Source organism: Saccharopolyspora kobensis (genome assembly GCF_900108315.1).
GTDB lineage: Bacteria > Actinomycetota > Actinomycetes > Mycobacteriales > Pseudonocardiaceae > Saccharopolyspora > Saccharopolyspora kobensis.
The window spans coordinates 197,706-220,684 of record NZ_FNVB01000010.1 but is presented as its reverse complement, the minus strand read 5'-3'; the positions used below and the strand labels follow the sequence as shown (position 1 = coordinate 220,684).

Here is a 22,979-nt window from a genome sequence, read left to right as displayed (position 1 = left end):
CGACTTCCTGCGTCACGCCGTGTCGACTACGTGGAAGGCCTCGGCCAACCGGCCGGGCATGCCGTGCTGCTCGGCGGTGCGCGCAAGGTGTTGCCTGATCATGTCCGCCAGGTCGGGGAGGTGCGCGGTCTGCGAGCGGTGCGCGGCCAGCGCGGCCAGCTTGGCGTCGAAGTGGTCGGTGATGTCGACCGCGCGGTTGACCCGGTCCGCTGGGGACTCGGACAGCCACAGCTGCTCGACGGTCCACGGCTCGAAGCCGGCTTCGAGCAGCTCGGGGAAGGCGAAGGCGTTGCGGGCGTCCGGGTAGACGGCGGCCAGCGCCGCCTCGCCGACCGCGCGGTGGTCCGGGTGCGACACCGCCAGGTGCGTCCAGTTGATCTCCGGGGAGTGCGTGATCACCCGGTTCGGGCGGAACTCGCGGATCACCTTCGCGATGTCCCGGCGCAGGCCGAGGTTCGCGACGACCTGGCCGTCCTGGTAACCGAGGAAGCGCACGTCGTCGACGCCGACGGCGGCCGCGGCGGCCCGCTGCTCGTCCTGCCGCATGCGGGGCACGTCCTCGCGCGGGGTGTCGTCGAAACCGCCCGCGTCACCCGAGGTGCAGATGCAGTAGCCGACTTCCACGCCGGCCGCGGTCCAGGAGGCCACGGTGCCCGCGGCGCCGAAGTCGACGTCGTCGGGGTGCGCGGTGACCACGAGGGCGCGTTGGAACCCCGCAGCCGAGCCCGACGGAGTGGTCATGGTCACAGCCTACGGCGCAGCCGGGCGAACTCCGGAGCGGGGTCGTCCGTGTGCGGCGAGTGATCGATGCGGGCCGTTCGGAGGCTCGATCTGCCCCGAACGGCCCAGTTTCGCGCCGTCTGTCAGTACTGACCGTTGCGGAACCGGCTCTGCGTGGTTTGCAGCGCCTTGATCGAGCCGAGCCCGCCGCCCGCGCCCAGGATCATCGCGAAGATGTCCGCGCCGAAGCCACCGCCCGCGGCGATCAGGAACGCCAGCAGCGTCACGCCCAGGCCGGCTCCGGCGATGGGGAACCGCTTCTTGGCGAAGTCGGCGGCGGGCTGGCCACCGGCCCGCTTCTTCGCCGCAGACGTCAGCATCGCGAGATAGCCCGCGTGCCCGGCGGCGGCGAGCACTGCGGCGAGTGTCACGAGGAACGCCACTAGAGCAACCATGGGCACAGTCTGCCTTGTCTCGCTGCTGCCCGGTATGGGTGATATCCCTGAATCTCCTGCTCCGGGTCCGCGCGCGGCCCGGTCGAGGTGCGCTCGGAGCGTGCGAAGGCGGGGCCTGAAGTGCTGGCTTCCGCTCCGGGCAACGCGTCGGCAGCCCCGGAATTGCTTGCCCTCAGCCCCTGGATTGAGACCCGAGTCACGCCTAGGTTCTGAAGGCTATGAGTGATCGCTCGACCGGAACGGATCGAACCGACACTGCGCCCGCCACGGGTCTGGCGGGCAAACGGGCCTTGGTCACCGGGGCGGCCAGCGGGATCGGCGCGGCGGTGGCCCGGCGGCTGGCCGACGCCGGGGCGGAGGTCGTCGCCGTCGACCGGGCCGCGGCCAAGGTCGAGGCGCTCGCGGCCGAGATCGGGGCCGAGGCCCTGGTGGTCGACCTTGACGACGCGGAGGCCGCCGCGGACCTCGGCGACCGCGCCGACATCGTGGTCAACAACGCGGGCATGCAGCACGTGGCGCCGGTCCACGAGTTCCCGGCGGAGATCTTCAGCAGCATGCTGCGGGTGATGGTGGAGTCGCCGTTCCGGATCGTGCGCGCCGCGCTGCCGGGCATGTACAGCCGCGGCTGGGGGCGCATCATCAACATCTCCTCCGTGCACGGCAAGCGCGCCTCGCCGTACAAGAGCGCCTACGTCACCGCCAAGCACGCGATCGAGGGGCTGTCCAAGTCGATCGCGCTGGAGGGCGCGGCGTACGGCGTGACGTCGAACTGCCTGTGCCCCGGATTCGTCCGCACTCCGCTGGTGGAGCGCCAGGTCGCCGAGCAGGCCCGGTTGCACCGGGTGCCCGAAGCTCAGGTGGTGGAGGACGTCCTGCTGTCGCGAACCCCGGTGAAGCGCCTGGTGGAACCCGACGAGGTCGCCGCGCTGGCGATCTGGCTGTGCGGCCCCGGCACCGCGTCCATCAGCGGTGCCTCGTTCTCGATCGACGGCGGCTGGACCGCGAACTGACCACTGGATCCCGGTTCGGCAGAGAGGACGTCGCGATGACCACCAAGTCAGCTCCGGGGAGATCGTCCACCGCGCGGGTGGTGGTGGCGAGCCTGGTCGGCACCACCGTCGAGTGGTACGACTTCTTCCTCTACGGCTCGGCCGCCGCGCTGGTGTTCAACAAGCTGTTCTTCCCGGCGCACGACCCGCTGGTCGGCACCATGCTGGCGTTCATCACCTACGCGGTCGGGTTCATCGCGCGGCCGCTGGGCGGGCTGGTGTTCGGCCACTACGGGGACCGGCTCGGCCGCAAGAAGCTGCTCGTGCTGAGCCTGATCATGATGGGCGGCGCGACGTTCCTGATCGGCCTGCTGCCCACGTACCAGGCGGCGGGCGTGGTGGCCCCGCTGCTGCTGACCGTGCTGCGGCTGGTGCAGGGCTTCGCCATCGGCGGTGAGTGGGGCGGTGCGGTGCTCATCGTCTCCGAGCACGGTTCGGCGCGGCACCGCGGCTTCTGGGCCTCGTGGCCGCAGGCGGGCGTGCCGCTGGGCAACCTGCTGGGCACCGCGGTGCTGGCGGTCCTGGCCGCGGTGCAGACCGAGGAGGCCTTCCTGGCCTGGGGCTGGCGGGTCGCCTTCCTGCTGTCCGGGGTGCTGGTGCTGATCGGCCTGTGGGTGCGGCTGGCGGTCGCGGAGTCGCCGGTGTTCCTGGAAGCGGCCAGCAAGGCCGCGGAGCGCGGCGAGGCGGACAAGCCGCCGATCCTGGAGGTGCTCCGCCGGTACCGCAGCGAGGTCCTCACGGCGATGGGCGCGCGGTTCGCCGAGAACGTCGTCTACTACGTCCTGACCTCGTTCGTGCTCACCTACGTCGCGGTGTTCCTGGAGCTGCCGCGCGGTCTGGCGCTGAACGCGTCGCTGATCGCCGCGGTGGTGCACTTCATCAGCATTCCGCTGTGGGGCGCGCTGTCGGACCGGATCGGGCGGCGGCCGGTGTACCTGGTGGGCGCGATCGGCACCGGTGTCTGGGCGTTCGCGTTCTTCACGATGCTGGACACCAGGTCGTTCTTCATGATCACCTTCGCCACCACGATCGGCCTGGTGCTGCACGGCGCGATGTACGGCCCGCAGGCCGCGTACTTCGCGGAGCTCTTCGGCACCCGCGTGCGGTACTCGGGGGCGTCGATCGGCTACCAGCTGGCGTCGATCGTGGCCGGATCGCTGGCCCCGATCATCGCGACCGCGCTGCTGGCCGGCTTCGGCTCCGCCGTGCCGATCTCGATCTACGTGGCGCTGTGCTCGCTGGTCACCATCATCGCGGTCGTGCGCTCGCCGGAGACCCACAAGCGCGATCTGTCGGCCGACCACGGCGTCTGACGGCCGGGTGGGCGGCCGGTCCGGCCGCCACCCGTCGATCACGCCGTTGCCTGGGGGTCCGCCCGGGATGCGGCTCTGGAGCGAGCGGAGCGTTCGCGGGTGAGCGGTCCGCTCGCTGCAGAACAGCCGTGCGGTGTGAGGCTGAACCCGGGGGTTCAGTGGCCCAGGCGGCCGCGGCCCAGGCGGAGCAGGATCATCGCGAGCTCGCGGCCTTCCGGGCCGAGTTCGCGGTAGCGGGCGAGCACGTCCATCTCGCGGTTGTAGACGATGCGCGGACCGCCTGCGGCCATGCGGGCCTGGCCGATCTGGCGGGAGACCTCGGCGCGGCGCTTGATCAGGCGCAGGATCTCGGCGTCCAGGTGGTCGATCTCCCCGCGGAAGTCGTCGATGGTCGCCGCGGTCTGCTCGGCCTGCGGCTGGTCACCGTCCACTGTGGCGTTCATCGGGCGTTGTCCTCCAGCTCCGGCCCCAAGTCCCGGCCCGGGAACGCGAAACGCCCCGGGTCCTAGGGACTCCGAGGCGTTCGTAGTGGTTTTCGAGCTCACGCAACTACGGGCGCCGGAGTCCCGGGCCCGTAGAAAAACTCGTAAGTCTGCGCTCGCACGGCTCCAGTGTGCCACAACCTGCCTGCGCACAGCGATGAGGTGGGCCACTCATCCCACTGGGTGAACAAATCAATGCATCGATCACTTGTTCGAGTTATTCGGGTGGAGTCGGTGCTGAGCTGCCGGGATCTTGGGGTTCATGGAGATCGACGCACCGCCGCGGGTCGCTCGCGGCCCGCTGTCCGCACCGCCCCGCACGACGAGTTCGGAGGACCCCGTGAAGATCAGATCGCATTCCGCCCGGCGCAGCTCTCGACCGGTTCCGGCGCCGTCCGCCGCGCGCCGTTGCGGCGAACGCTGCGGAACACCAGGACGCCGGTGGCGAGGGCGGCCACCGTGGTCAGCGCGATCACCGTCCAGCCGTAGCCGACCGCGCGGGCCGCTTCGCCCAACAGCACCGCGACGGTCGTCTGCACGCCTGCCCACAGCATCGCCGCGACCGCCACCAGTCCGAGGAACCGGCGGTACGGCATCCGCAAGGTGCCCACCACCGCCGGGACGACCGCGTGCACCACGGCCACGAAGCGCATCGTGATCAGCGCGCGCCCGCCGGACTCCTGGACGACCTGCTCGGCCGTCCGCCACCGGTGCTCGCCGATCTTGCGCCCCGCCCAGGTGCTGCGGAGGCCGGGGCCGAGCAGGCGGCCCAGCCAGTAGCCGCCGCTCGATCCGAGCAGGTTGCCCAGCACGGCAGCGGCGAACAGGGCGGGCGCCCAGCCGGTGCCGAGGACGGCGACGGTCAGCAGCAGGGTGGCCTCGCCGGGGACCAGCACACCGATGAAGAGGGAGGTTTCCAGCACGAGCAGAACGAGGGCGGCCAGCACGCAGAACCACGGGTTGAGCGTCGCGGCCCATGCGATGAACTCCCGGATCGCGGCGTCGATCTGGTTGATCAGGCTCATGCACGGCTCATTCCGCAGTGGGTCGGGTGTGGGGGTCGGAACCACCGTCCCGTCCGGTGCCGCGCTGCGGATCGGGGGATTCCCCGAGCCACTCCCGGAGTTGTGCTCCGGCGACGTCGATGTCGGTGGTCGGGCTCACGGGTCCGGCCCGCGTCCGGCGCTGGGCCGGACGGGCGCACGCGGCAGCATGCTCTGCGGTGGGTCGAGAGCTCATTGTTGATCTTTATGTCCGTTGTGCGCAAGTCAGCTGTCGATCGATGGGCTTGGCCGGGGTGGTGGCGGCCGGGCCGGTGGGTCGGCCGCCGCGGGCCGCGTCGTCGCGGAGGTGCGCACGGTGGAGTCGTACCGGGCGGGATCCGGGCCGCGGGAGTGCGCGGTGCCACGGGATTCGGGCTTTGTCCGGGGCGGCCGGTAACGTGGATGAGCGATGAGCACCCCACTCGACCTCCAGTGGAACAACGATCCGTTGTCGCCCGCCGAACCTGGCCACGCCGGACGGCGCGGGACGGACCCGGAAGCCCTGCTCGCCGGTCTGAACCCGCAGCAGCGCGACGCGGTGGTGCACACCGGCTCGCCGCTGCTGATCGTGGCCGGTGCCGGGTCGGGCAAGACCAGGGTGCTGACCAACCGGATCGCCTACCTGCTCGCCGGCGGGGCGCACCCGGGCCAGATCATGGCGATCACCTTCACCAACAAGGCCGCGGCCGAGATGAAGGAGCGCGTCGCCGAGCTGGTCGGTCGCCGGGCCAACGTGATGTGGGTGTCGACGTTCCACTCGATGTGCGTGCGGGTGCTGCGCCGCGAGGCCAAGGTCCTGGGGCTGTCGTCGAACTTCTCGATCTACGACGCCGACGACTCCCGGCGGCTGATCACCATGATCGCCCGGGAGCAGGACCTCGACTCCAAGCGCTACCCGGCGCGCACCCTCGCGGTGCACATCTCGAACCTGAAGAACGAGCTGCTGTCCCCGGAGGCCGCCGCTGAGCAGGCGGGCAACGACGTGGAGCGCAAGGTCGCCCAGGTCTACGCCGCCTACCAGCGCCGGCTCGTGGAGTCCAACTCGATGGACTTCGACGATCTGATCATGCGCACGGTGGAGCTGCTGCAGAACCACCCGGACGTCGCCGAGCACTACCGGCGCCGGTTCCGGCACGTGCTGGTGGACGAGTACCAGGACACCAACCACGCGCAGTACGTGCTGGTCCGGGAGCTGGTGGGCACCGAGGCGACCGAGGACGGCGTCGAACCGGCCGAGCTGTGCGTGGTGGGTGACGCCGACCAGTCGATCTACGCCTTTCGCGGGGCGACGATCCGCAACATCGAGGAGTTCGAGCGGGACTACCCGGAGGCCCGGACGATCCTGCTGGAGCAGAACTACCGCTCCACGCAGACCATCCTGTCCGCGGCCAACGCGGTGATCCGGCGCAACCCGAACCGCCGCGACAAGCGGCTGTGGAGCAACGCGGGCGACGGCGAGCAGATCGTCGGCTACGTCGGGGACAACGAGCACGACGAAGCGGCCTTCGTGGCGGGCGAGATCGACCGGCTGGTCGACTCGGGCGACGCGACGTTCAACGACATCGCGGTGTTCTACCGGACCAACAACCAGTCACGAGTGTTCGAGGAGGTGTTCATCCGGCTCGGCCTGCCCTACCGCGTCGTCGGCGGGGTGCGCTTCTACGAGCGCCGCGAGGTCCGGGACGCACTGGCCTACCTGCGGGTGCTGGACAACCCGGACGACACGGTGAGCCTGCGCCGCATCCTCAACGTGCCCAAGCGGGGCATCGGTGACCGGGCGGAGGCCGTGGTCGCGGTGCACGCGGAGCAGGAGCGGATCTCGTTCGCCCGGGCCCTGCGCGATGCGGCGGACGGCCGGGTCGCGCTGCTGAACACCCGGGCGCGCAACGCGATCTCGGGTTTCGTGGCGCTGCTCGACGAGCTGCAGCAGGTGGCGGCGGAGTCCGACGTCGCGGAGACCCTGGAGCAGGTGCTGGAGCGCACCGGCTACCGCGCGGAGCTGGAGGCCAGCGACGACCCGCAGGACGCCACGCGGGTGGAGAACCTGACCGAGCTCGTCACGGTGGCGCGCGAGTTCATCGAAGCGCGCGCCGGAGCGCCCGCGGCCGGAGCGGAGGGCGAGACCGATCCGTCGGCGGAGGCGGTGGTCACCGCTGCGGTCCCGGCCGCCGAGGACGACGAGGAGGCCGCGCTGGGGCTGCCCGCGGACGACTCGCTGTCGGCGTTCCTGGAGCGGGTCTCGCTGGTGGCCGACGCGGATTCGCTGCCGGAGTCGGGCGACGGGGTGGTCACCCTGATGACCCTGCACACCGCGAAGGGGCTGGAGTTCCCGGTGGTGTTCTGCACCGGCTGGGAGGACGGGATCTTCCCGCACATGCGGGCGCTGGGCGAACCGGCCGAGCTGGCCGAGGAGCGGCGCCTGGCCTACGTGGGCATCACCCGCGCGCGGCAGCGGCTGTACCTGTCCCGCGCGCTGATGCGGTCGGCGTGGGGGCAGCCGATGACGAATCCGGCGTCCCGGTTCCTCACCGAGATCCCGGAGGAGCTGCTGCACTGGCGCCGGATCGAACCGGAGCGCGCCGCGCCGCAGGTGCGCAGCACCTGGGGCAGCCGCGGCGGTGGGTTCGACCGCACCGGCTCGGACTCGGCCCAGGCCGGGCTGTCCGCGCGGGGCATGCGCAGCACCGGCATGAAGGGCTGGAAGGACACCGTCTCCATCAAGCTGGCGGCCGGTGACCGGGTCACCCACGACAAGTACGGCCTGGGCACGGTGCTCTCCACCGAGGGCGAGGGGTCGCGGGCGACCGCGACCATCGACTTCGGCACCGCCGGAACGGTGCGCCTCATGCTGATCGGCAGCGTCCCGCTGACCAAGATCTGACCGTCCGGCGGTCGTCGGACGAGCCCCGACCTTCGTCCGAAGTGGACTCGTTGCTGCCCGGGCGCTGCCCGGTTCAGCTCAGTTCCGCTGCGGCTCTGCGGATCAGGCCCAGCAGCCAGCGGTGGGCGGCGTCGACGTCGTTGCGCGGGTGCCAGGCCATGCCGATGCTCACCGGCGGCAGGTCGAGCGGCACTTCGAAGGTGCGCAGCCCCGCGTGCCGGGCGGCGGATTCCGTGGTCAGGCAGACGAGATCGGTGTTGCGGGCCAGCACCAGTGCGGCGGTGTGGCTCGGGAGCACGACCGGGACCCGGCGCTGCAACCCGAGTTCGGCGAGCCGGTCGTCGACCGGCCCGCTGGCCCGGCCCCGCCGCGACACGCTGATGTGCGTCGCAGCGGCGAACTGCTTCGGGCTGACCTCACCACGGGCCAGCGGGTGCTCCGGCCGGACAGCGCCCACCAGGCGCGTGGTCGTCAGCGGCGCGGTGCGGGTCTCGGGATCCAGGTGGTCGAGCACGCCGATCTCGACGTCCACCGACCCGTCGCGCAGCGCCGAGGTGCCTTCGACCGCCTCCGGGACGAACCTCAGCGCCATTCCGGGAGCCGTGCCGGCGGCCAGTCCCAGCAGCGCGGGAGTCAGCGCGCCGGTGAGCAGATCGCTGCTCTGGAGGGTGAAAGTGCGCGTCAGGGTCGCCGGATCGAACTGGTCGCCGCGAGTGAGCAGCGCGCGGGAACGCTCGACGACGGCGTGCACCTCCTCGCGGAGCTCGACGGCGCGCGGCGTCAACACCATGCGCTGACCGGCGCGCACCAGGAGCGGATCGCGCAGGATTCGGCGGATCCTGCCGAGGGTCCGGCTCATCGCCGCGGGCGAGGTCCGCAGGTGCTCCGCCGCGCGCGTCACGCTCTGCTCCTGGAGCAGGGCGTCCAACGCCACCAGCAAGTTCAGATCCATCGTGGACATTCCGCGAACTCCGTTGCGAGACACAGCTCACGCCCGGCGCGATCGCCTGGGCCACCGGCATTATTGCGCGCAGGACAAGGATTCCGTGCCGATTCCGCCATGGCGGCGGTGGCGTTCGGCGTCGAAGGTGGAACGCGAGCCCGCTGATGCGGGCGCCGCGGCAGCAGGCCGGAGAACCGGTTCCCGCCCGGCTGCCGACGTCAGTCGCGACACGCGCTCGGAAGGTGTCGCCCACCCGCGCAGGGTGCACCGGCGTTCACCGATGAACGCGCCACCGCACCGCCGCGCCGAACGAGATTGGAAAGAGCCGCATGAGCTCAGGAGATGTGCTGGCAGTGGTCGCGCAGAGCGGCCCGTCGGTCGCCTTCTTCGACGCCACGACCCACCGGCACCTCGACACGGTCGAGCTGCCCGCGGAACCGCACGAGCTGTGCTTCGACCCGGAGCACCGGGTGCTGTACTGCACGATCGCCTACCGATCGGGCTACTACCACGAGAACAGCGGCCGGGCCGCCGAGCTCGTCGTCATGAATCCGGACGAGCGCGCGATCGTCGACGCCATCGACATATCGCCGGAGCACGGCCCGCACAGCCTGGCCCTCGACGGCGCCAACCGGCGGCTCTACGTCAGCGTCGAGGAAGGCCCGGCCGGGCCTGGCGGCGTGGTCGTGCTCGACACGCGCACCCGCACGCAGATCGGGCGCATCGACACCGCAGCGCCGGGCCCGCACTGGTTCGCCATCACCCCGGACGGCCGTCGCGGATACGCCAGCAACAAGGAAGCTCCGTTCGTCTCCGCCGTCGACCTGGAGACGGGCGAGCTGCTGCACCGCGTGCCGGTACCGGGGAGCGAGGGGATCGCGGTGTCCCCGGACGGGAGCAGGGTCTGCGTCGCGACTCCGTACGCCGCGTTCGGCGGCCATCGCAGCGCGCAGACCGCCGTCCTGGTGATCGACGCGGGGAGCGGTGAGCTGCTCCGCACCATCCCGACCGAGGGCCAGGTGATGCCGGTGCACATCACCAGCACCGGCGTGCTGCTGGCCGGTGAGCTGCGGATGTCCGCGGGCGGCTCGGCCCTGGGCAGGCAGCGGCCGGGCAGGCTGCTGATCTTCGCGCCGGGCAGTTGCGAGCCGCTGGGCGAGGTCGAGGTGGGCGAATTCCCGCTCACCATCACCTCCTCTCCCGACGGCAGCCGCGCCTACGTCTCCGCGGTGGTGTCGTCCGCGGTGACCGTGGTCGACCTGGAAACCCACGAGGTCCTGGCCGAGCTGCCCGTCGACCGCCGCGGCGAACCGGGCGCGCACGGTCTCGCCTACGTGCCCGGCCGCGGGTGCTTGGGCTCGTAGAGCCCGATCTCCGCGCCGCTGGGCAGCCGGAACGCGGTGAGCAGCCCCCAGCCCTCGTTGCTGACCGTGCGGGTGATCTCGACGCCCTGGTCCTGCAGCTCGCCGATGGTCGCCGAGAGGTCGTCGCACATCAGGTAGAGCTCGCAGGTGGGCGTCGCGTCGGTGGGGTGGGTGGCCAGTTCGGCGGGTGGCAGCCCGAGGATCAGCCACCCGCCGCCGGCGTCCACGGATTCGAACCCGAGCACGTCCCGGAGGAACGTCCGGTCCCGCTCGGCGTCCCGGCTGAACAGCAGCAGGTGCGCACCGTTGATCATCGCCCCGACCTCCTCGGCCAAACCGTGCCACGGTCGGCACAAGACCGCTGACCGGGAGCACGCTCCTGCGGTGCTCGCCGGTGCGACAGCGACGAGTGCCGCAGCTGGTCAATCGGCGGGAAGCGCGCTCCACAACGCGATCAGGGCATCGGCGCGCTCGGTCGGCGTGCGGTCATCGCCAGGCGCCAGCACGACGCGGTGGAGCTGGGCATCGATGCCGTGCACCAGCAGCGCAGCGGTCAACTCGTGGTCGGGCCCGCCGACGGAGCATCGCCGGAGCTGGTGTGCGATCACGGGAACCAGTCGGAGGAAGAGGCTTTGGCGCTGTGCGACTCCCTCGGCTGTGCGCGGCGTGTGCTCGTAGAGCAGGTGGTGCATGCCGGAGTGCTTCTCGTGCGCATCGATCGCACCGGTCACCAGAGCGCGCACCACGTCGCTCCACCGCGGTGACAGCTGTGCGATGTCGTGCGACAACGCGAGCAGATCGGCTTCGACTTGCTGCAGGTGCTGTTCGCTGAGCGCGTGCAGGATGGCGCGTTTGTTCGGGAAGTACTGGTACACCGAGCCGATGGAGACACCGGCGCGTTCCGCGATGCGGTTGGTGGTCGCGCTGAGCCCTTCGCGCTGGAAAACCTGAGCAGCCGCTTCCAGGATCACCGCGTACGTCTCCCGGGATCGCAGCTGGCGGGGCTTCTTGCGGGGGATGTCGATGGTCGTCCCGAATGCGAGTTGTGGCGGATTGTCGGAAATTCGCAGACTAGCACTCGTGAAAGGTGACTACCTGGAGTTCTTCCCGCCGGCTCTGCGTCCGGAACCGTTGCCGCGCACCGAGTCGAGCTGGTGGCGGTGGCGGGACATGAAGATCCACGTCCAGCGCGTGGGCGAGCCGACGGCCGCGCGCCGCGCGATCTTGCTGCACGGCGCAGGTGGGCACGCGGACGCGATGTGGCCGTTCGCCGCGCTGCTCGCCGTTCGCGGCTTCCAGGTGGCAGTCCCGGACCTGCCGGGCTACGGACGCACCCGGGTGCCGAAGCGGCATCGCATCCGCTACCCGGACTGGCAGGACGTGGCCGCCGACTTCCTGCGCTCCGAGGCGACTTCGAGCGCACCGCTGCTGATGGGAGCGAGCGTGGGCGGCATGCTCGCCTACGACGTCGCGACGAGGACGGGTTCGGCCGAGACGGTGCTGGCGACGTGCTTGCTCGATCCGCGCTCGGCGGCGGCGCGGGAACGCATCGCGCGGACGCCTGCGCTCGGTCGCCTCGCCGGGCCGTTGCTGAAGCTCGCCCGGCCGGCGGATTCGCTGCCGGTGCCGGTCCGCTGGTTCGCGAACATGCGGGGGATGAGCAGCTGCCGCGAACTCGTCGATGTCGTGATCGCGGATGAGATGGGCGGTGGCAACAGCATGCCGCTGGGCTTTCTCCGCAGCTACCTGCGATCGGCGCCTGCGGTGGAGCCGGAGCGGGCGCACGCCGTCAAGGTGGTGCTGGCCCATCCCGCCGCTGACACCTGGACCCCGGTGGAGCTGAGCCGGTCGTTCTTCGACCGCCTCGCCGGGCCGAAGGAACTGGTCATGCTGCCGGAGGCCGGGCACTACCCGATCGAAGCTCCGGGCGTCGAGCGGCTCGTGGACGTGGCGGTGTCCTGCTGAACCTCGGCGCAGGAGCAACGGATCGCGAAGCTCCAGCGCCGAGGTGGTGCCGCTTCAGAAGCGGTAGCGCAGCATCCGGCCCATGCGGCGGACGGCGGTGATCTGCCCGGACGCGCGGATGGCGGCTCGCATCGGCATGGGATAGCGGTCGACCTCCGGCGCGTCGGTGAACGCCCACTCGTCCACCAGCCGCAGTCCGGGAACGCTGTCCTCCAGCGCCCTCGGGTCGTCGATCCCCCAGTGCAGCCGGGCTCCGGCGTGCACCACGGCGGGGTTGAACCGGTTGGACAGCCGGACGCCGAAGGTGCTGAAGGCGTCGAAGATCAGCTCACCGCTCGGGAAGTGCCGGGTGATTCGGCGCAGCAGGTCCAGGCCGTCCTGCTCGGTCAGGTACATCACGAGGCCTTCGGCGACGACCAGCACCGGCTGGTCGCCGCGGATCCCGTCGAGCAGCTCGGGCGAGGTCACCGAGGAACCGATGGAGCGGCGGCGCGCGGACGCCGGGAAGAACCGGTCGCGGAGCTCGATCACGTCCGGCTGGTCGACGTCGTACCACTCGACGTCCTCCCGCGGGGCGATCCGCTCGTACCGGCTGTCCAGACCGCAGCCGAGGTGCAGCACGGTCGTGCCGGGCCGCAGCGCCTCCTCGGTCCACCGGTCGATGATGCGCGCGCGCATCGCCACCGAGGCGGTGTTGCGGGAACTCATCTTGAACTTCGAGAAGTCGAAGTCGATGCGCTGCACCGCTTCGTCCGCCCACCGGTCGCCGAGCATCGGCTGCTCGGACCGGTTGTCCAGCGCCCGCAGGTAGACGGTGGCGAGCATGGTCGCCTGGGCTCCGGTGAGCTCGACCTGCTCGCGGGGCCGGTGCTCGAAGCTGAAGCGCAGCAGCCGCATGGAGTCGCGCAGCGGCGGGACGGCGGTCATCGCCTTCGCGATGATCCGCTCCGAGGCGGGCATCCTCGACGCATCCGGCAGGCCCACCACCGGTCGCTGGCACCGGAGCCGGAGACCGGGCACCCGCAGTTCGAGCGCGTGCACGTCGCCGACGGCCCAGTGGAACTCGGCGCCGGTGCTCTGCAGGAAGCGCGAAGCGCTGGAGGCCTTGACGGTCCAGGGCAGCACGGCGTCGAACATCATCTCGCCGACCTCGAAGCGCTCGACGAACCGCCGCAGCATGGCGACCCCGTCGGCCTCGGTCAGGTACATGGTGAGTCCCTCGGCGATGACCAGCGTCGGCCGGCCGGTGGGGATCTCGTCGAGCCACTCCGGGTCGGTCGCCGAGCTCGCGATGGTGCGGTAGTTCGCCGGGGTCTCCGGGTACAGCCGGTTCCGCAGCTCGATCACGTCGGGCAGGTCGACGTCGTACCAGAGCGCGCTGTCGGGCAGCGCGAGCCGGAAGGCCCGGCTGTCCAGGCCGCAGGCCAGGTGCAGCACCACGGCGTCGGGGTGTTCGGCGAGGTAGTCGGTGGCCCAGGCGTCGAGCTCCTTGGCGCGCAGGATGATCGCCATCCGGTTGCCGGAGCCGAGGTTGAGGCTGGAGAAGTCGAAGTCGATGCGGTCCAGCAGCCGATCCGCGGCCTCGTCGCCGAGCACCGGATCGGGTCTGCGGTTGTCGAGCGCCCGCGCGTGGAGCGGACCGAGGAGAGTTCGTTGCGCACCGGTCAACCGGATCTGTTCGGACACGAACCCGAAGCTACACTCGTTTCACAAACTTGTGAAATTAAAATAGCGTATAAATTGTCCCCGTGATCGAGGAAGCAGGCGAGGATTGGAGCGACACCTCCTGTGTGTCAACCCCAGCGCTGCTCAACCGCACATCAGGGGACCGTGATGCAACTCAGCCACAAGAAACCGCACAACGTGAGATCGATCCCGGACGCAACCACCACTGAAAATCGCGGAGGGGCGGGACAGAGAGGCAGGACAGAGCATGGCCGAGCAGCGTGATCCGTACGCCGTCCGGCAGTTCGTCGAGCGGTTCGCGCTGGACCTGGCCGGTGCGGGCGTGCCGCGCATGGCAGCGCGGGTGTTCGCGAGCCTGCTGGTCGCCGACGACGGGCGCCGCACGGCAGCGGAGCTGGCGGAGGTCCTGGAGGTGAGCCCGGCCGCGGTCTCGGGCGCGGTCCGGTACCTGACGCAGGTGAACCTGGTGGCGCGGGAACCCGTCCCGGGGCAGCGGCGCGATCAGTACCGCGTGCTCGACGACCTCTGGTACGCCAGCATCACGAACCGGGAAGCGCGGCTGGCCGACTGGGACCGGACGCTGGCCGAGGGCCAAGCGGCGCTGGGGGAGAGCTCGGCGGCAGCGCAACGGCTGGGCGAGACCCGCGAGTTCTTCGAGTTCCTCCGCGAGGAGATCCCGGCGCTCATGCAGAAGTGGCACCGGCAGCGCCGGTCGTCGTGACCGGCGGCCGGCGCCACCTGGTCACGCCGGGGAGATGCCGCGGGCCTGCATCCAGGGCAGCGGGTTGATCTTCTTGCCGCTGGAGTTCCACACCTCGAAGTGCAGGTGCGGTCCGGTGGAGAAGCCGCGGTTGCCCATGGTGGCGATCTGGTCGCCGGCCTTGACCTTCTCGCCCTCGTTGATCGTGATGGTGTTGACGTGGCCGTAGACGGTGATCGTCCCGTCCTCGTGCTGCACCCGGACCCAGAGGCCGAAGCCGCTCGCCGGGCCCGCTTCGATCACGGTTCCGTCCGCGACGGAATAGATCGGGGTGCCCTTGGAGTTGGCGATGTCGATGCCGTAGTGCGTGGTGCCCCAGCGCCCGCCGAATCCGGAGGTGAAGATGCCGCTGGTGGGGAGGACGAACTTGGGCGCCCGGGCCGCTTCCTCGGCGGCGCGGCGGGCCGCCTCGCGCTCCTGGGTGAACCGTTCGCTCTTGTTGAGCTTCTCGACCTCGGCGCTGACGTCGGTGGCCTGGGCGATCGGGATCATCGCCGGCGCGGGGGCGCTGCCGCCGACTCCGTCGTAGGTGGCCTGCTCGGCCATCGCCGTGTTGAAGGAGGCCGAGGCGTCCGCGGGGTTGAAGTCGTCGCGCTGGTCCGGGGCTGCGTGCCCCTCACCTGCGGCGAGCGATTGCCCGGCGGCTGCGAAAGCACCGGCGGCAACCGCGGCCACGACCACGCGGCCGCGCCAGACGGATGCAGTTGAGGGACCCCGGTTCTTGCCCGGACTACTGGAGGGTTCGTCGGGGGACGCCTCCGGGTGTTCCGGACGTGCTTCGCCGCCGGGGGAGCGGTGCTGAGCCAATGCCTGCCCTTCCGTCTCGGGGAGTCGGATCACGCGTCCCGGGTCGGGGTTCCGGGCGCCGGTCGGGGAACCGGTCGGAGGTTGTCCTTCGTGATCAGACCGTGACAACGGACCGGGGGACAGTAACCAAGCTGATCCCCTAGGGGCAAATCCCCGTGCGTGACGTGTTGGGCACGGTGCGTGTTCGAAAGCGGCTCTCCGGGCGCGGGTGTCAGACCCGTGCGGATACTGGGAGTGGTCGTCGCGCAGTGGAGCTGCCTGCGGGTTCGTGATCGGCGAGTGGCGGTCCGATCGGCCCACGGCTTGACCCCGGGTGCCTCGATTCAGTGACCCCGCAGTGGTCGACAGTGACATAAGTCACAGCTCAAGAGCGGCTTGATGGGGATCGTCAATGCTCCGTTCGGGCGGTCGGCATCGGGGATGTCCCTGAGAACCCACCCCGGTCGCCCGTCACGAAGGCCGTCCGCGCTCCGGGAAGCGCTCGGATTCCGCTGAGTCGGTGCGCTCGCGCCGCCCCCGGGTTGCTAGCGTCAGCGCGGTGACTGCGCGGCCCGACCTCTCGTCCGGCGGTTCTTCGGCTCCGGCCACGAATCCGCAGCCAGTGCCCACACAACTGCGCGCCGCGATGGCGGTGTCCGCGGCCGGGGCGGTGCTCATCGGCCTCGGGCCGCTGATCGGCCTCGTCGCCCCCAGCGCATCAGCCGCCTTCTTGTCCTGGCCGCTGCTGCTGGTCCTCGCACTCCTCCCGGCCGGGCTCGCCGCCGCGTTCATCCGCCGCGGACGACCGGTCACCGCGGCGGCGGTGCTGGTCGGGCCCGCTGCTCTGGCGCCCGGACGGCTCGCGCTCGACGCGCAAGTCGTCGCCGATCCCGCGCTGGCCGCGCGCCCGGAGCTGCTCAAGCTGGCGAGCCTCGACGTCTTCTCCCCGTCGATCGGCGCGTGGTTGCTGCTCGTCGGACACGCGGCGGCGATCGTGGCCGGGTTCCTGGCGGTGCGCAGCGTCGGGCCCGGCGGCGAGGACTCCGACGGGCATCGCCAGCGCCTGCTCACGCTCGTCTTCTGCGTCAGCGTGCCCGCTGTGGTCGGCGTGATGATGGCGCCGTTCTCCTCCGAGGACCCCTACCTGCTGCCCAGGCACGCCCTCGACGCTCCGGTGGTGGTGCTGGTCGGCAGCGTGCTGATCGCCGTCGGGGTGCCCGCTGCCGCCGGCTACCTGGCCGGATCCGTCGACCAGGACTTCACGCGCGGCGGGCTGCTCGGCCTGGCCGCGGCCCTGACCGGCGTCGTCGTCCCGCCGCTGATCGCCGCGGCGGTGCTCGCGGAGGTCAGCTTCTCCTGGGGTCCGCTGCTGGGGCTGATCGCGGCGTTCGCGCTGGTGGCGCTGGCGATGCCGAACGGGCGCGCCCGCTCCGGCGAGACGGGCGAGGATCTGCGCCTGCCTGCGCTGAACAGGTTGATCACCACCTCCGCGGTGCTGGCCCTGGTCGCCGGTGCGCTGACCGTGCTGGCCGCGCTCGCGCCGCAGGTGGAGATGCCGTTCGGCCTGCGCGATCCGTCCCCGTACCCGGCGCGGATGCTGTGGCCTGCCGGGATCGTGCTGCTCCTGGTCGGTGTCGGCCTGCTGGTGCCTCGCCTCTCGCTCCGGGTGCGCCCGCTGCTGCCGGTGGTCTGGGTCCTCGTTCCGCTCGCGTCGACGAGCGTGCTGGACGCGGTGTTCACCGCGGTGCAGGCCGCCGGGGCCGAAGCCGAGATCGGTGCGTGGTCGGCGGGGGTGGCGGTGCTGTTCGCCGCTGCCGCCGCGATCGTCGCCGCGGTGGCCGGTGCGGTCGAGCGCGACGAGGTGGACCTCACCGAGATCGCGATGCGGCGCCCGGTGCTGATCCCGGCGCTGATCTCGCTGGTCCTGGGAGCCGCCGCGTTCAGCTTCCCGGTGGTGATCGCGCCCGACTACGCGGCACCCGGTGTGTTCGCCGAGTTCGGCACGACGTCGTGGGGCTTGCTGATCGCGCTCGCCGCTGTGGTCGCCGCCGCCGTCCTGGCGCCGATGTGCCGCCCGCCGCGAGCCGCCGCGCTGCTCTGCGGGGCCGCGTTGGTCGTCGCCGTCCGAGTGCTGGAGTACCCGCTGACCGCGGAGCGCCTGCCGGGTTCGGAGCCCGGCACCGGGCTGTGGTTCGGCATCGCCGGGGTGCTGGCGCTGCTCGTGTCCGCCGCGGCGGCCATCCGGACCAAGGCGTCCTGAGCGAACGGCCGCAGCGGGCCGCGTCCGCGGGCGGCCGGATCACCCGAATCGACGCCTTGCCCGGCCGGGACGCCTGGCCCAGAATCGGACCGACACCGTCACGGTGCGCTGTTCCGTTCGTCACCACGGACGCCCACGTTCGACCTGCCGAGCAGGCGAATCACCGCGCCGGACGGCCCGACCAGGCGTGATGCCCACCTCGGGTGAGGCAGTTCACCGGACGCGCCGCCCCATGCTTCGTCGCAGGTCGATATCGTCACCGAGTCCGACACCGACGTCGCAGGAGAGTCGAGTGGACCTGTACGAGTACCAGGCGAAGGAACTCTTCGCCTCCCACGGCGTGCCGACGCTGCCCGGCACCGTGGTGACAGAACCCCAAGGGGCCAAGGCAGCCGCTGCAGAACTGGGCGGGCCCGTCGTAATCAAGGCTCAGGTGAAGACCGGGGGTCGCGGTAAGGCCGGTGGCGTGAAGCTGGCCGAGACCCCGGAGGAGGCCGAGACCAAGGCCGAGGCGATCCTCGGACTGGACATCAAGGGCCACGTCACCCGCAAGGTGCTGGTCACCACCGCCTCCGACATCGCCGACGAGTACTACTTCTCGTTCCTCCTCGACCGCGCCAACCGCAACTTCCTCGCGATGGCCTCCGTCGAGGGCGGCATGGAGATCGAAGAGGTCGCGGTCTCCAAGCCGGAGGCGCTGGCCAAGGTCGCGATCGACCCGATCCAGGGCGTGGACAAGGCGAAGGCGGAGGAGATCGTCGCCGCCGCCAAGTTCCCGGCCGAGGTCGCCGACCAGGTCGCTGACGTCATCGTTCAGCTCTGGGACACCTTCGTCGCCGAGGACGCCACCCTCGTCGAGGTCAACCCGCTGGTCAAGGACCCGCAGGGCAAGATCATCGCGCTGGACGGCAAGGTCACGCTGGACGAGAACGCCGCGTTCCGCCAGGCCAAGCAGGCCGAGCTGGTCGACAAGGACGCCGAGAACCCGCTCGAGGCCAAGGCCAAGGAGAAGGGCCTCAACTACGTCAAGCTGGACGGCGAGGTCGGCATCATCGGCAACGGTGCCGGGCTGGTCATGTCCACGCTGGACGTCGTCGCCTACGCCGGGGAGAAGCACAACGGCGTCAAGCCGGCGAACTTCCTGGACATCGGCGGCGGTGCCTCCGCCGAGGTGATGGCGGCCGGTCTGGACGTCATCCTCGGCGACCCCGAGGTGAAGTCGGTGTTCGTCAACGTCTTCGGTGGCATCACCGCCTGCGACGCGGTCGCCAACGGCATCGTGCAGGCGCTGAAGATCCTGGGCGACGAGGCCACCAAGCCGCTGGTCGTCCGCCTCGACGGCAACAACGTCGAAGAGGGTCGCCGCATCCTGGCCGAGGCCAACCACCCGGTCGTCACCGTGGTGGACACCATGGACGGCGCGGCCGACAAGGCCGCCGAGCTGGCTGCGGGGGCATGAGGCGTGGCTATCTTCCTCAACGAGAACAGCAAGGTCATCGTTCAGGGCATCACCGGCTCTGAAGGCACCAAGCACACCGCTCGGATGCTGCGCTCCGGCACCAACATCGTCGGCGGCGTCAACGCCCGCAAGGCCGGGCAGACCGTCGAGATCGAGGGCAAGCAGCTCACCGTCTTCGGCTCCGTCAAGGAGGCGATGAAGGAGACCGGCGCCGACGTGTCGGTCGTCTTCGTGCCGCCGAAGTTCGCCAAGGACGCGGTGCTGGAGGCCATCGACGCCGAGATCGGCCTGGCCGTGGTCATCACCGAGGGCATCCCGGTGCACGACTCCGCCTACTTCTGGGCGCACGCCAACGCCACCGGCAACAAGACCCGGATCATCGGGCCGAACTGCCCCGGCATCATCTCGCCCGGCAAGTCCAACGCGGGCATCATCCCGGCCGACATCACCGGCCCGGGCAAGATCGGTCTGGTGTCCAAGTCGGGCACCCTGACCTACCAGATGATGCACGAGCTGCGCGACATCGGTTTCTCCAGCTGCGTCGGCATCGGTGGTGACCCGATCATCGGCACCACCCACATCGACGCGCTCCAGGCGTTCCAGGACGACCCGGAGACCGAGGCCATCGTCATGATCGGTGAGATCGGTGGCGACGCCGAGGAGCGGGCGGCCGACTACATCAAGGCCAACATCACCAAGCCGGTGGTGGGCTACGTGGCCGGTTTCACCGCCCCGGAGGGCAAGACCATGGGCCACGCAGGCGCCATCGTCTCCGGTTCGTCGGGCACCGCCGCGGCGAAGAAGGAGGCCCTGGAGGCCGCAGGCGTCAAGGTCGGCAAGACGCCGAGCGAGACCGCCAAGCTGATGCGCGAGATCATCAAGGGCTGAGCCCGATCTCGAACGGTCATCTCGGGGCCGGACACCTGCGGGTGTCCGGCCCCGACGACTGTCCCGACCCGGGCGAGTGCGGCTCTTGCCGGTACACCGGGGTCGGTTGATCGGATAACGTCGGTTTCGACCGCCTCGTCCCCCCGAATGTCCATTGAGGAGTGTCTCCAGGCATGTCCGCCCCATATCCCCCGTCGCGGAAGCCCAGCTCGGCCGGGCCCGCACTCGGTTTGAAGGAGATCCTGGCACTGGTGGCGGCCGGGGCCGGTCTGGTCGGTTACCTGATCGGCTTCTTCAGCGAGATCGCCGGTGTCCTCCTCGGCAGCCTCGCCGGCTTCTCCTTCATCGCGGCCGCTGCGCTGGCCGGACTGCGGTTCGTCCCGAAGACGCCGAACGCGATGTTCGCCGCCGCGCCGCTGTCCGCTTACGCGACCCTCGCGCTGCTCCAGGACCTCGTCGGCGGCAGTTCCGGCGGCATCGTCGTGGTGCTCCTGCTGCTGGCCATCGCGCAGCTCGGCGGTGTGCTCGGCATCCTGCTGATCGACGGCGGCCTCATCAACGCCCCGGAGAGCCTCGGCTCCGGCAAGGCCTCGCCCGGCCCGGGCGGGCAGCCCGGCCCGTTCCAGCCCGGCCCGCAGGGCGGACCCGGCAAGCCCGGCGGACCCGGCGGGTGGAGCCCCGCCGCGCCGCCCGCGCAGCCCGGGCAGTTCGCGCCGGCCAGCGGCGGCTGGAGCCCGGCCACCGGTGGCCAGCCGCAGCAGCCGGGCGGGTGGAACCCGTCCTCGAGCGGTGCCCCGACCTCGAACCAGTCCGGCCCCGTCGGCCAGCCCGGTCCGGGTGGCCCTGGTGGGCAGAACGGACCTGCCGGTCAGGGAGGCTTCGCCGGGCAGGGCGGTCCTGCGGGACAGGCCCCTGCCGGGCAGGGCGGCTCCTCGAACCAGTCGCCGACCGGGCAGGACGGCTCGTCCGGCCAAGGTGGCCAGTCCGCGCAGAGCGGCCCGCAGGGCACCCAGCAGATGCCGCACCCCGGGCTCAACCCGCCGGGATTCTGATCGCTGCAGCACCGTTGACGCACGGGCGGCCCCGAAGCCGCCCGTGCGTTCGCTTTTCACCGGGCATCCGGCGGAGCGACCCGAAATGATCCTAAGTAGACGTTCGAGGTCGCCCGATGGGTGGAGTCAGCGGCGTGGTCTGACCCGTTCGGCGGAATTCTGGTGCGACATTCGACGGCATGTCCGTGCTGGAGTCGATCCCCCACGCCATCGCCGACGGCCACCGCGAGCGCAAGCTCGGCATCCGCTGGTGGCTGCTCATCGGCGCGACCTGCGCGGTCCTGATCTGCGGCTACCTGGTGTCGGCCGGGCTGATCGCGCTGATAACGGCCACGGCCACCAGCGCCGAGTTCAACCCGGTGGTGGTGCTGCTGGCCGCCCTCCCCGGGTGGCTCGCCCTGCACCAGTCCGCGCTGACGATCACGGGCGCGCCGCTGAGCGTGCTCCCGCTGCTCCCGACCGCGATCGTGATGGTGCTGATCGCGGCAGCCTCGGCCTGGGTGGCCAGGCGCTCCAGGCTGCGGCGGCCCGACCAGGCCTGGCCGCTCATCGCCACCATGGGACTGGTTCACGCCTTCACCGGCGCGTGCCTCGCCCTGGTGCTGGCAGGGTCGTTCAGCGCCGTCCCGGTCGATGCCTTCCTTAGCTGCGGCCTGACCGCCACCGCGGCCTCGGCGGCAGGTGTGGCCAACCGCTGCGGCCTGATCTACCTGGTCTGGGAACGGGTCGAGGCCGAGGTGTGGTCAGGTCTGCGCATCGGTCTCCTCGCGCTGGCCGCCGCGTTCACCGCTGGTGGCGTGGTGCTGCTGATCGGGATCTGCGCGTCGGCGCCGGACATGGTCGCCGCGATGGCGCGATTCGACGGTGCCGGTGACGCGTTCGGAACCTCCCTCCTGTCTCTCCTCTACCTGCCGAACGGTGTGCTGGCGGGCTGGGCCTACGCCGCCGGTACCGGTCTGTCCCTGGGCGAGCTGACGGTCCAGCCCCTGCACGGCACGCCCGGCCCCGGGCCGCTGCCCGACCTGCCGCTGCTCGCGGTCCTGCCGTCGCAGCCGGGGGTCGGCTTGTCGGCCGTGGCCTTGGCCCTTCCGCTCGCGGTCGGCGTGCTCGTCGGCCTCGCGTGCCGTCGAGTCCCGGGCGGTGCGCCTCGTCGACTGCTGGCGGTCGGCGTGGCGGCCTGCATCGCGGCGCTCGGCGTGCTGGTGCTCGCGTACGTGGCCGGTGGTGAGCTGGGCGGTGGTCCGTTCAGCCCGGTGACGCTGCGGCCGCTCGCGCTGGCCGCCGCGACGATGTGCTGGGTCGCCCTGCCCGCAGCCGCCGTCACCTGGTTCGCGGGTCCGGTCGTCTTCGACGAAGCAACGACCGCGTCGGCGGACGAGGTCGACAGCGCCGACGACACCGTCGCCGCGCCGGACACCGAGGAGCCGGAAGCCGACTCCGCCGCGCCGGACGCGGACGACACCGAGCCCCAGGCCGAAGTGGACGACGCCGATCAGTCCACTTCGGATGCGGAGGACGAGCCCGATGCGCTCGACCCGGAGAGCTCCGGCCCGCAGATCCCGCACGCGCGTGAGCCGATCACCCCGAGCTCGACCAGGCCCGCGCGGTCGGAGATCGATCCCAGCGAGTTCGACGGCGCCGTCGACGAGCCCTGGCCCGCGCAAACCGGGGACGGCCACGAGAGCAGGAACGACTAGCACCGGTTCCCCGCGGTGGCGGATCCGGACGGTTCGGGCAGATGGCGCCGCACCGGTGAGTGCTGCGCCACTCGCCCGGGACCTGGCCGCGTCCGCCCCGCCATCAGCGCTTACGCTCTGGGAGAGATCGTGCCCAGGCATGTCAGGAGCGAACGCTGAACCCGAGTACGACCGAC

At 71.0% G+C, this 22,979-nt stretch carries 20 protein-coding genes; 11 read left to right on the top strand and 9 right to left on the bottom strand.

Going from position 1 to position 22,979, the window contains the following annotated elements; translation table 11 throughout:
* Nucleotides 1–12 precede the first annotated feature (12 nt).
* Both C4T78_RS30345 and C4T78_RS30340 read right to left on the bottom strand, forming a co-directional pair.
* Nucleotides 13–741: a PIG-L deacetylase family protein gene (locus tag C4T78_RS30345; RefSeq protein ID WP_093352470.1), complete on the bottom strand. Its 729-nt coding sequence runs from the start codon at nt 739–741 to the stop codon at nt 13–15.
* A 122-nt stretch (nt 742–863) separates the two neighbouring features.
* Nucleotides 864–1,175 (bottom strand): hypothetical protein, encoded by a 312-nt coding sequence (locus tag C4T78_RS30340; RefSeq protein ID WP_093352473.1) that lies wholly within the window; start codon nt 1,173–1,175, stop codon nt 864–866.
* Between the two features lie 218 nt (nt 1,176–1,393).
* Here C4T78_RS30340 and C4T78_RS30335 point away from each other — a divergent pair, with 218 nt between their 5' ends.
* Together C4T78_RS30335 and C4T78_RS30330 are read left to right on the top strand one after the other, a co-directional pair.
* On the top strand, nt 1,394–2,185 hold the full coding sequence (locus C4T78_RS30335; RefSeq protein ID WP_093352475.1) for a 3-hydroxybutyrate dehydrogenase: 792 nt from the start codon (nt 1,394–1,396) through the stop codon (nt 2,183–2,185).
* A 35-nt stretch (nt 2,186–2,220) separates the two neighbouring features.
* Nucleotides 2,221–3,537, top strand: a complete 1,317-nt coding sequence (locus C4T78_RS30330; protein ID WP_093352479.1) for an MFS transporter — start codon at nt 2,221–2,223, stop codon at nt 3,535–3,537.
* A gap of 155 nt (nt 3,538–3,692) precedes the next feature.
* Here C4T78_RS30330 and C4T78_RS30325 read toward each other — a convergent pair whose 3' ends face one another.
* Complete coding sequence (locus tag C4T78_RS30325) at nt 3,693–3,980, bottom strand: chorismate mutase (RefSeq protein ID WP_093155052.1); 288 nt, start codon at nt 3,978–3,980, stop codon at nt 3,693–3,695.
* A gap of 386 nt (nt 3,981–4,366) precedes the next feature.
* Nucleotides 4,367–5,044 (bottom strand): DedA family protein, encoded by a 678-nt coding sequence (locus C4T78_RS30320; RefSeq protein ID WP_093352480.1) that lies wholly within the window; start codon nt 5,042–5,044, stop codon nt 4,367–4,369.
* A 427-nt stretch (nt 5,045–5,471) separates the two neighbouring features.
* On the opposite strand from C4T78_RS30320, the gene C4T78_RS30315 reads away from it, so the two are divergent.
* Nucleotides 5,472–7,943, top strand: coding sequence for a UvrD-helicase domain-containing protein (locus C4T78_RS30315; protein WP_093352482.1), 2,472 nt, complete (start codon nt 5,472–5,474; stop codon nt 7,941–7,943).
* A 73-nt stretch (nt 7,944–8,016) separates the two neighbouring features.
* Here C4T78_RS30315 and C4T78_RS30310 read toward each other — a convergent pair whose 3' ends face one another.
* Nucleotides 8,017–8,895, bottom strand: a complete 879-nt coding sequence (locus C4T78_RS30310) for a LysR family transcriptional regulator (RefSeq protein ID WP_093352899.1) — start codon at nt 8,893–8,895, stop codon at nt 8,017–8,019.
* 320 nt (nt 8,896–9,215) lie between these two features.
* Between C4T78_RS30310 and C4T78_RS30305 the strand changes: the two genes are divergently transcribed.
* Nucleotides 9,216–10,250 carry a YncE family protein gene (locus tag C4T78_RS30305; RefSeq protein WP_093352485.1) on the top strand — a complete coding sequence of 345 codons (1,035 nt, stop codon included), beginning with the start codon at nt 9,216–9,218 and terminating at the stop codon, nt 10,248–10,250.
* On the opposite strand, the gene C4T78_RS30300 is transcribed toward C4T78_RS30305, so the two are convergent.
* Nucleotides 10,217–10,564 carry a VOC family protein gene (locus C4T78_RS30300; protein WP_093352486.1) on the bottom strand — a complete coding sequence of 116 codons (348 nt, stop codon included), beginning with the start codon at nt 10,562–10,564 and terminating at the stop codon, nt 10,217–10,219. The two genes, C4T78_RS30305 and C4T78_RS30300, sit on opposite strands and share 34 nt — an antisense overlap.
* A gap of 108 nt (nt 10,565–10,672) precedes the next feature.
* Entirely contained in the window at nt 10,673–11,221 is a 549-nt protein-coding gene (locus C4T78_RS37185; RefSeq protein ID WP_093352489.1) for a TetR/AcrR family transcriptional regulator, read from the bottom strand.
* A gap of 109 nt (nt 11,222–11,330) precedes the next feature.
* On the opposite strand from C4T78_RS37185, the gene C4T78_RS30290 reads away from it, so the two are divergent.
* Nucleotides 11,331–12,215, top strand: coding sequence for an alpha/beta hydrolase (locus C4T78_RS30290; RefSeq protein WP_235863526.1), 885 nt, complete (start codon nt 11,331–11,333; stop codon nt 12,213–12,215).
* 54 nt (nt 12,216–12,269) lie between these two features.
* Here the strand turns inward: C4T78_RS30290 and C4T78_RS37180 are convergent, their stop codons facing one another.
* Complete coding sequence (locus tag C4T78_RS37180) at nt 12,270–13,901, bottom strand: class I SAM-dependent methyltransferase (RefSeq protein WP_093352491.1); 1,632 nt, start codon at nt 13,899–13,901, stop codon at nt 12,270–12,272.
* Nucleotides 13,902–14,148: 247 nt separating this feature from the next.
* Between C4T78_RS37180 and C4T78_RS30280 the strand changes: the two genes are divergently transcribed.
* Complete coding sequence (locus tag C4T78_RS30280; protein ID WP_093352494.1) at nt 14,149–14,622, top strand: GbsR/MarR family transcriptional regulator; 474 nt, start codon at nt 14,149–14,151, stop codon at nt 14,620–14,622.
* Nucleotides 14,623–14,643: 21 nt separating this feature from the next.
* Here the strand turns inward: C4T78_RS30280 and C4T78_RS30275 are convergent, their stop codons facing one another.
* Nucleotides 14,644–15,342: a M23 family metallopeptidase gene (locus C4T78_RS30275; RefSeq protein ID WP_093352496.1), complete on the bottom strand. Its 699-nt coding sequence runs from the start codon at nt 15,340–15,342 to the stop codon at nt 14,644–14,646.
* 664 nt (nt 15,343–16,006) lie between these two features.
* Between C4T78_RS30275 and C4T78_RS30270 the strand changes: the two genes are divergently transcribed.
* The 5 genes from C4T78_RS30270 (at nt 16,007) to C4T78_RS30250 (ending at nt 22,803) form a co-directional block, all read left to right on the top strand.
* Nucleotides 16,007–17,707, top strand: coding sequence for a hypothetical protein (locus C4T78_RS30270; protein ID WP_177247595.1), 1,701 nt, complete (start codon nt 16,007–16,009; stop codon nt 17,705–17,707).
* Nucleotides 17,708–17,999: 292 nt separating this feature from the next.
* The gene (gene sucC, locus C4T78_RS30265; protein WP_093352499.1) at nt 18,000–19,166 is read left to right on the top strand and encodes an ADP-forming succinate--CoA ligase subunit beta; all 1,167 of its coding nucleotides are present in this window, start codon (nt 18,000–18,002) and stop codon (nt 19,164–19,166) included.
* Between the two features lie 3 nt (nt 19,167–19,169).
* The gene (sucD, locus tag C4T78_RS30260; protein ID WP_093155036.1) at nt 19,170–20,054 is read left to right on the top strand and encodes a succinate--CoA ligase subunit alpha; all 885 of its coding nucleotides are present in this window, start codon (nt 19,170–19,172) and stop codon (nt 20,052–20,054) included.
* A gap of 173 nt (nt 20,055–20,227) precedes the next feature.
* On the top strand, nt 20,228–21,106 hold the full coding sequence (locus C4T78_RS30255) for a DUF5336 domain-containing protein (protein ID WP_143185855.1): 879 nt from the start codon (nt 20,228–20,230) through the stop codon (nt 21,104–21,106).
* Between the two features lie 179 nt (nt 21,107–21,285).
* Nucleotides 21,286–22,803 carry a cell division protein PerM gene (locus tag C4T78_RS30250; RefSeq protein WP_093352504.1) on the top strand — a complete coding sequence of 506 codons (1,518 nt, stop codon included), beginning with the start codon at nt 21,286–21,288 and terminating at the stop codon, nt 22,801–22,803.
* Nucleotides 22,804–22,979: the final 176 nt, after the last annotated feature.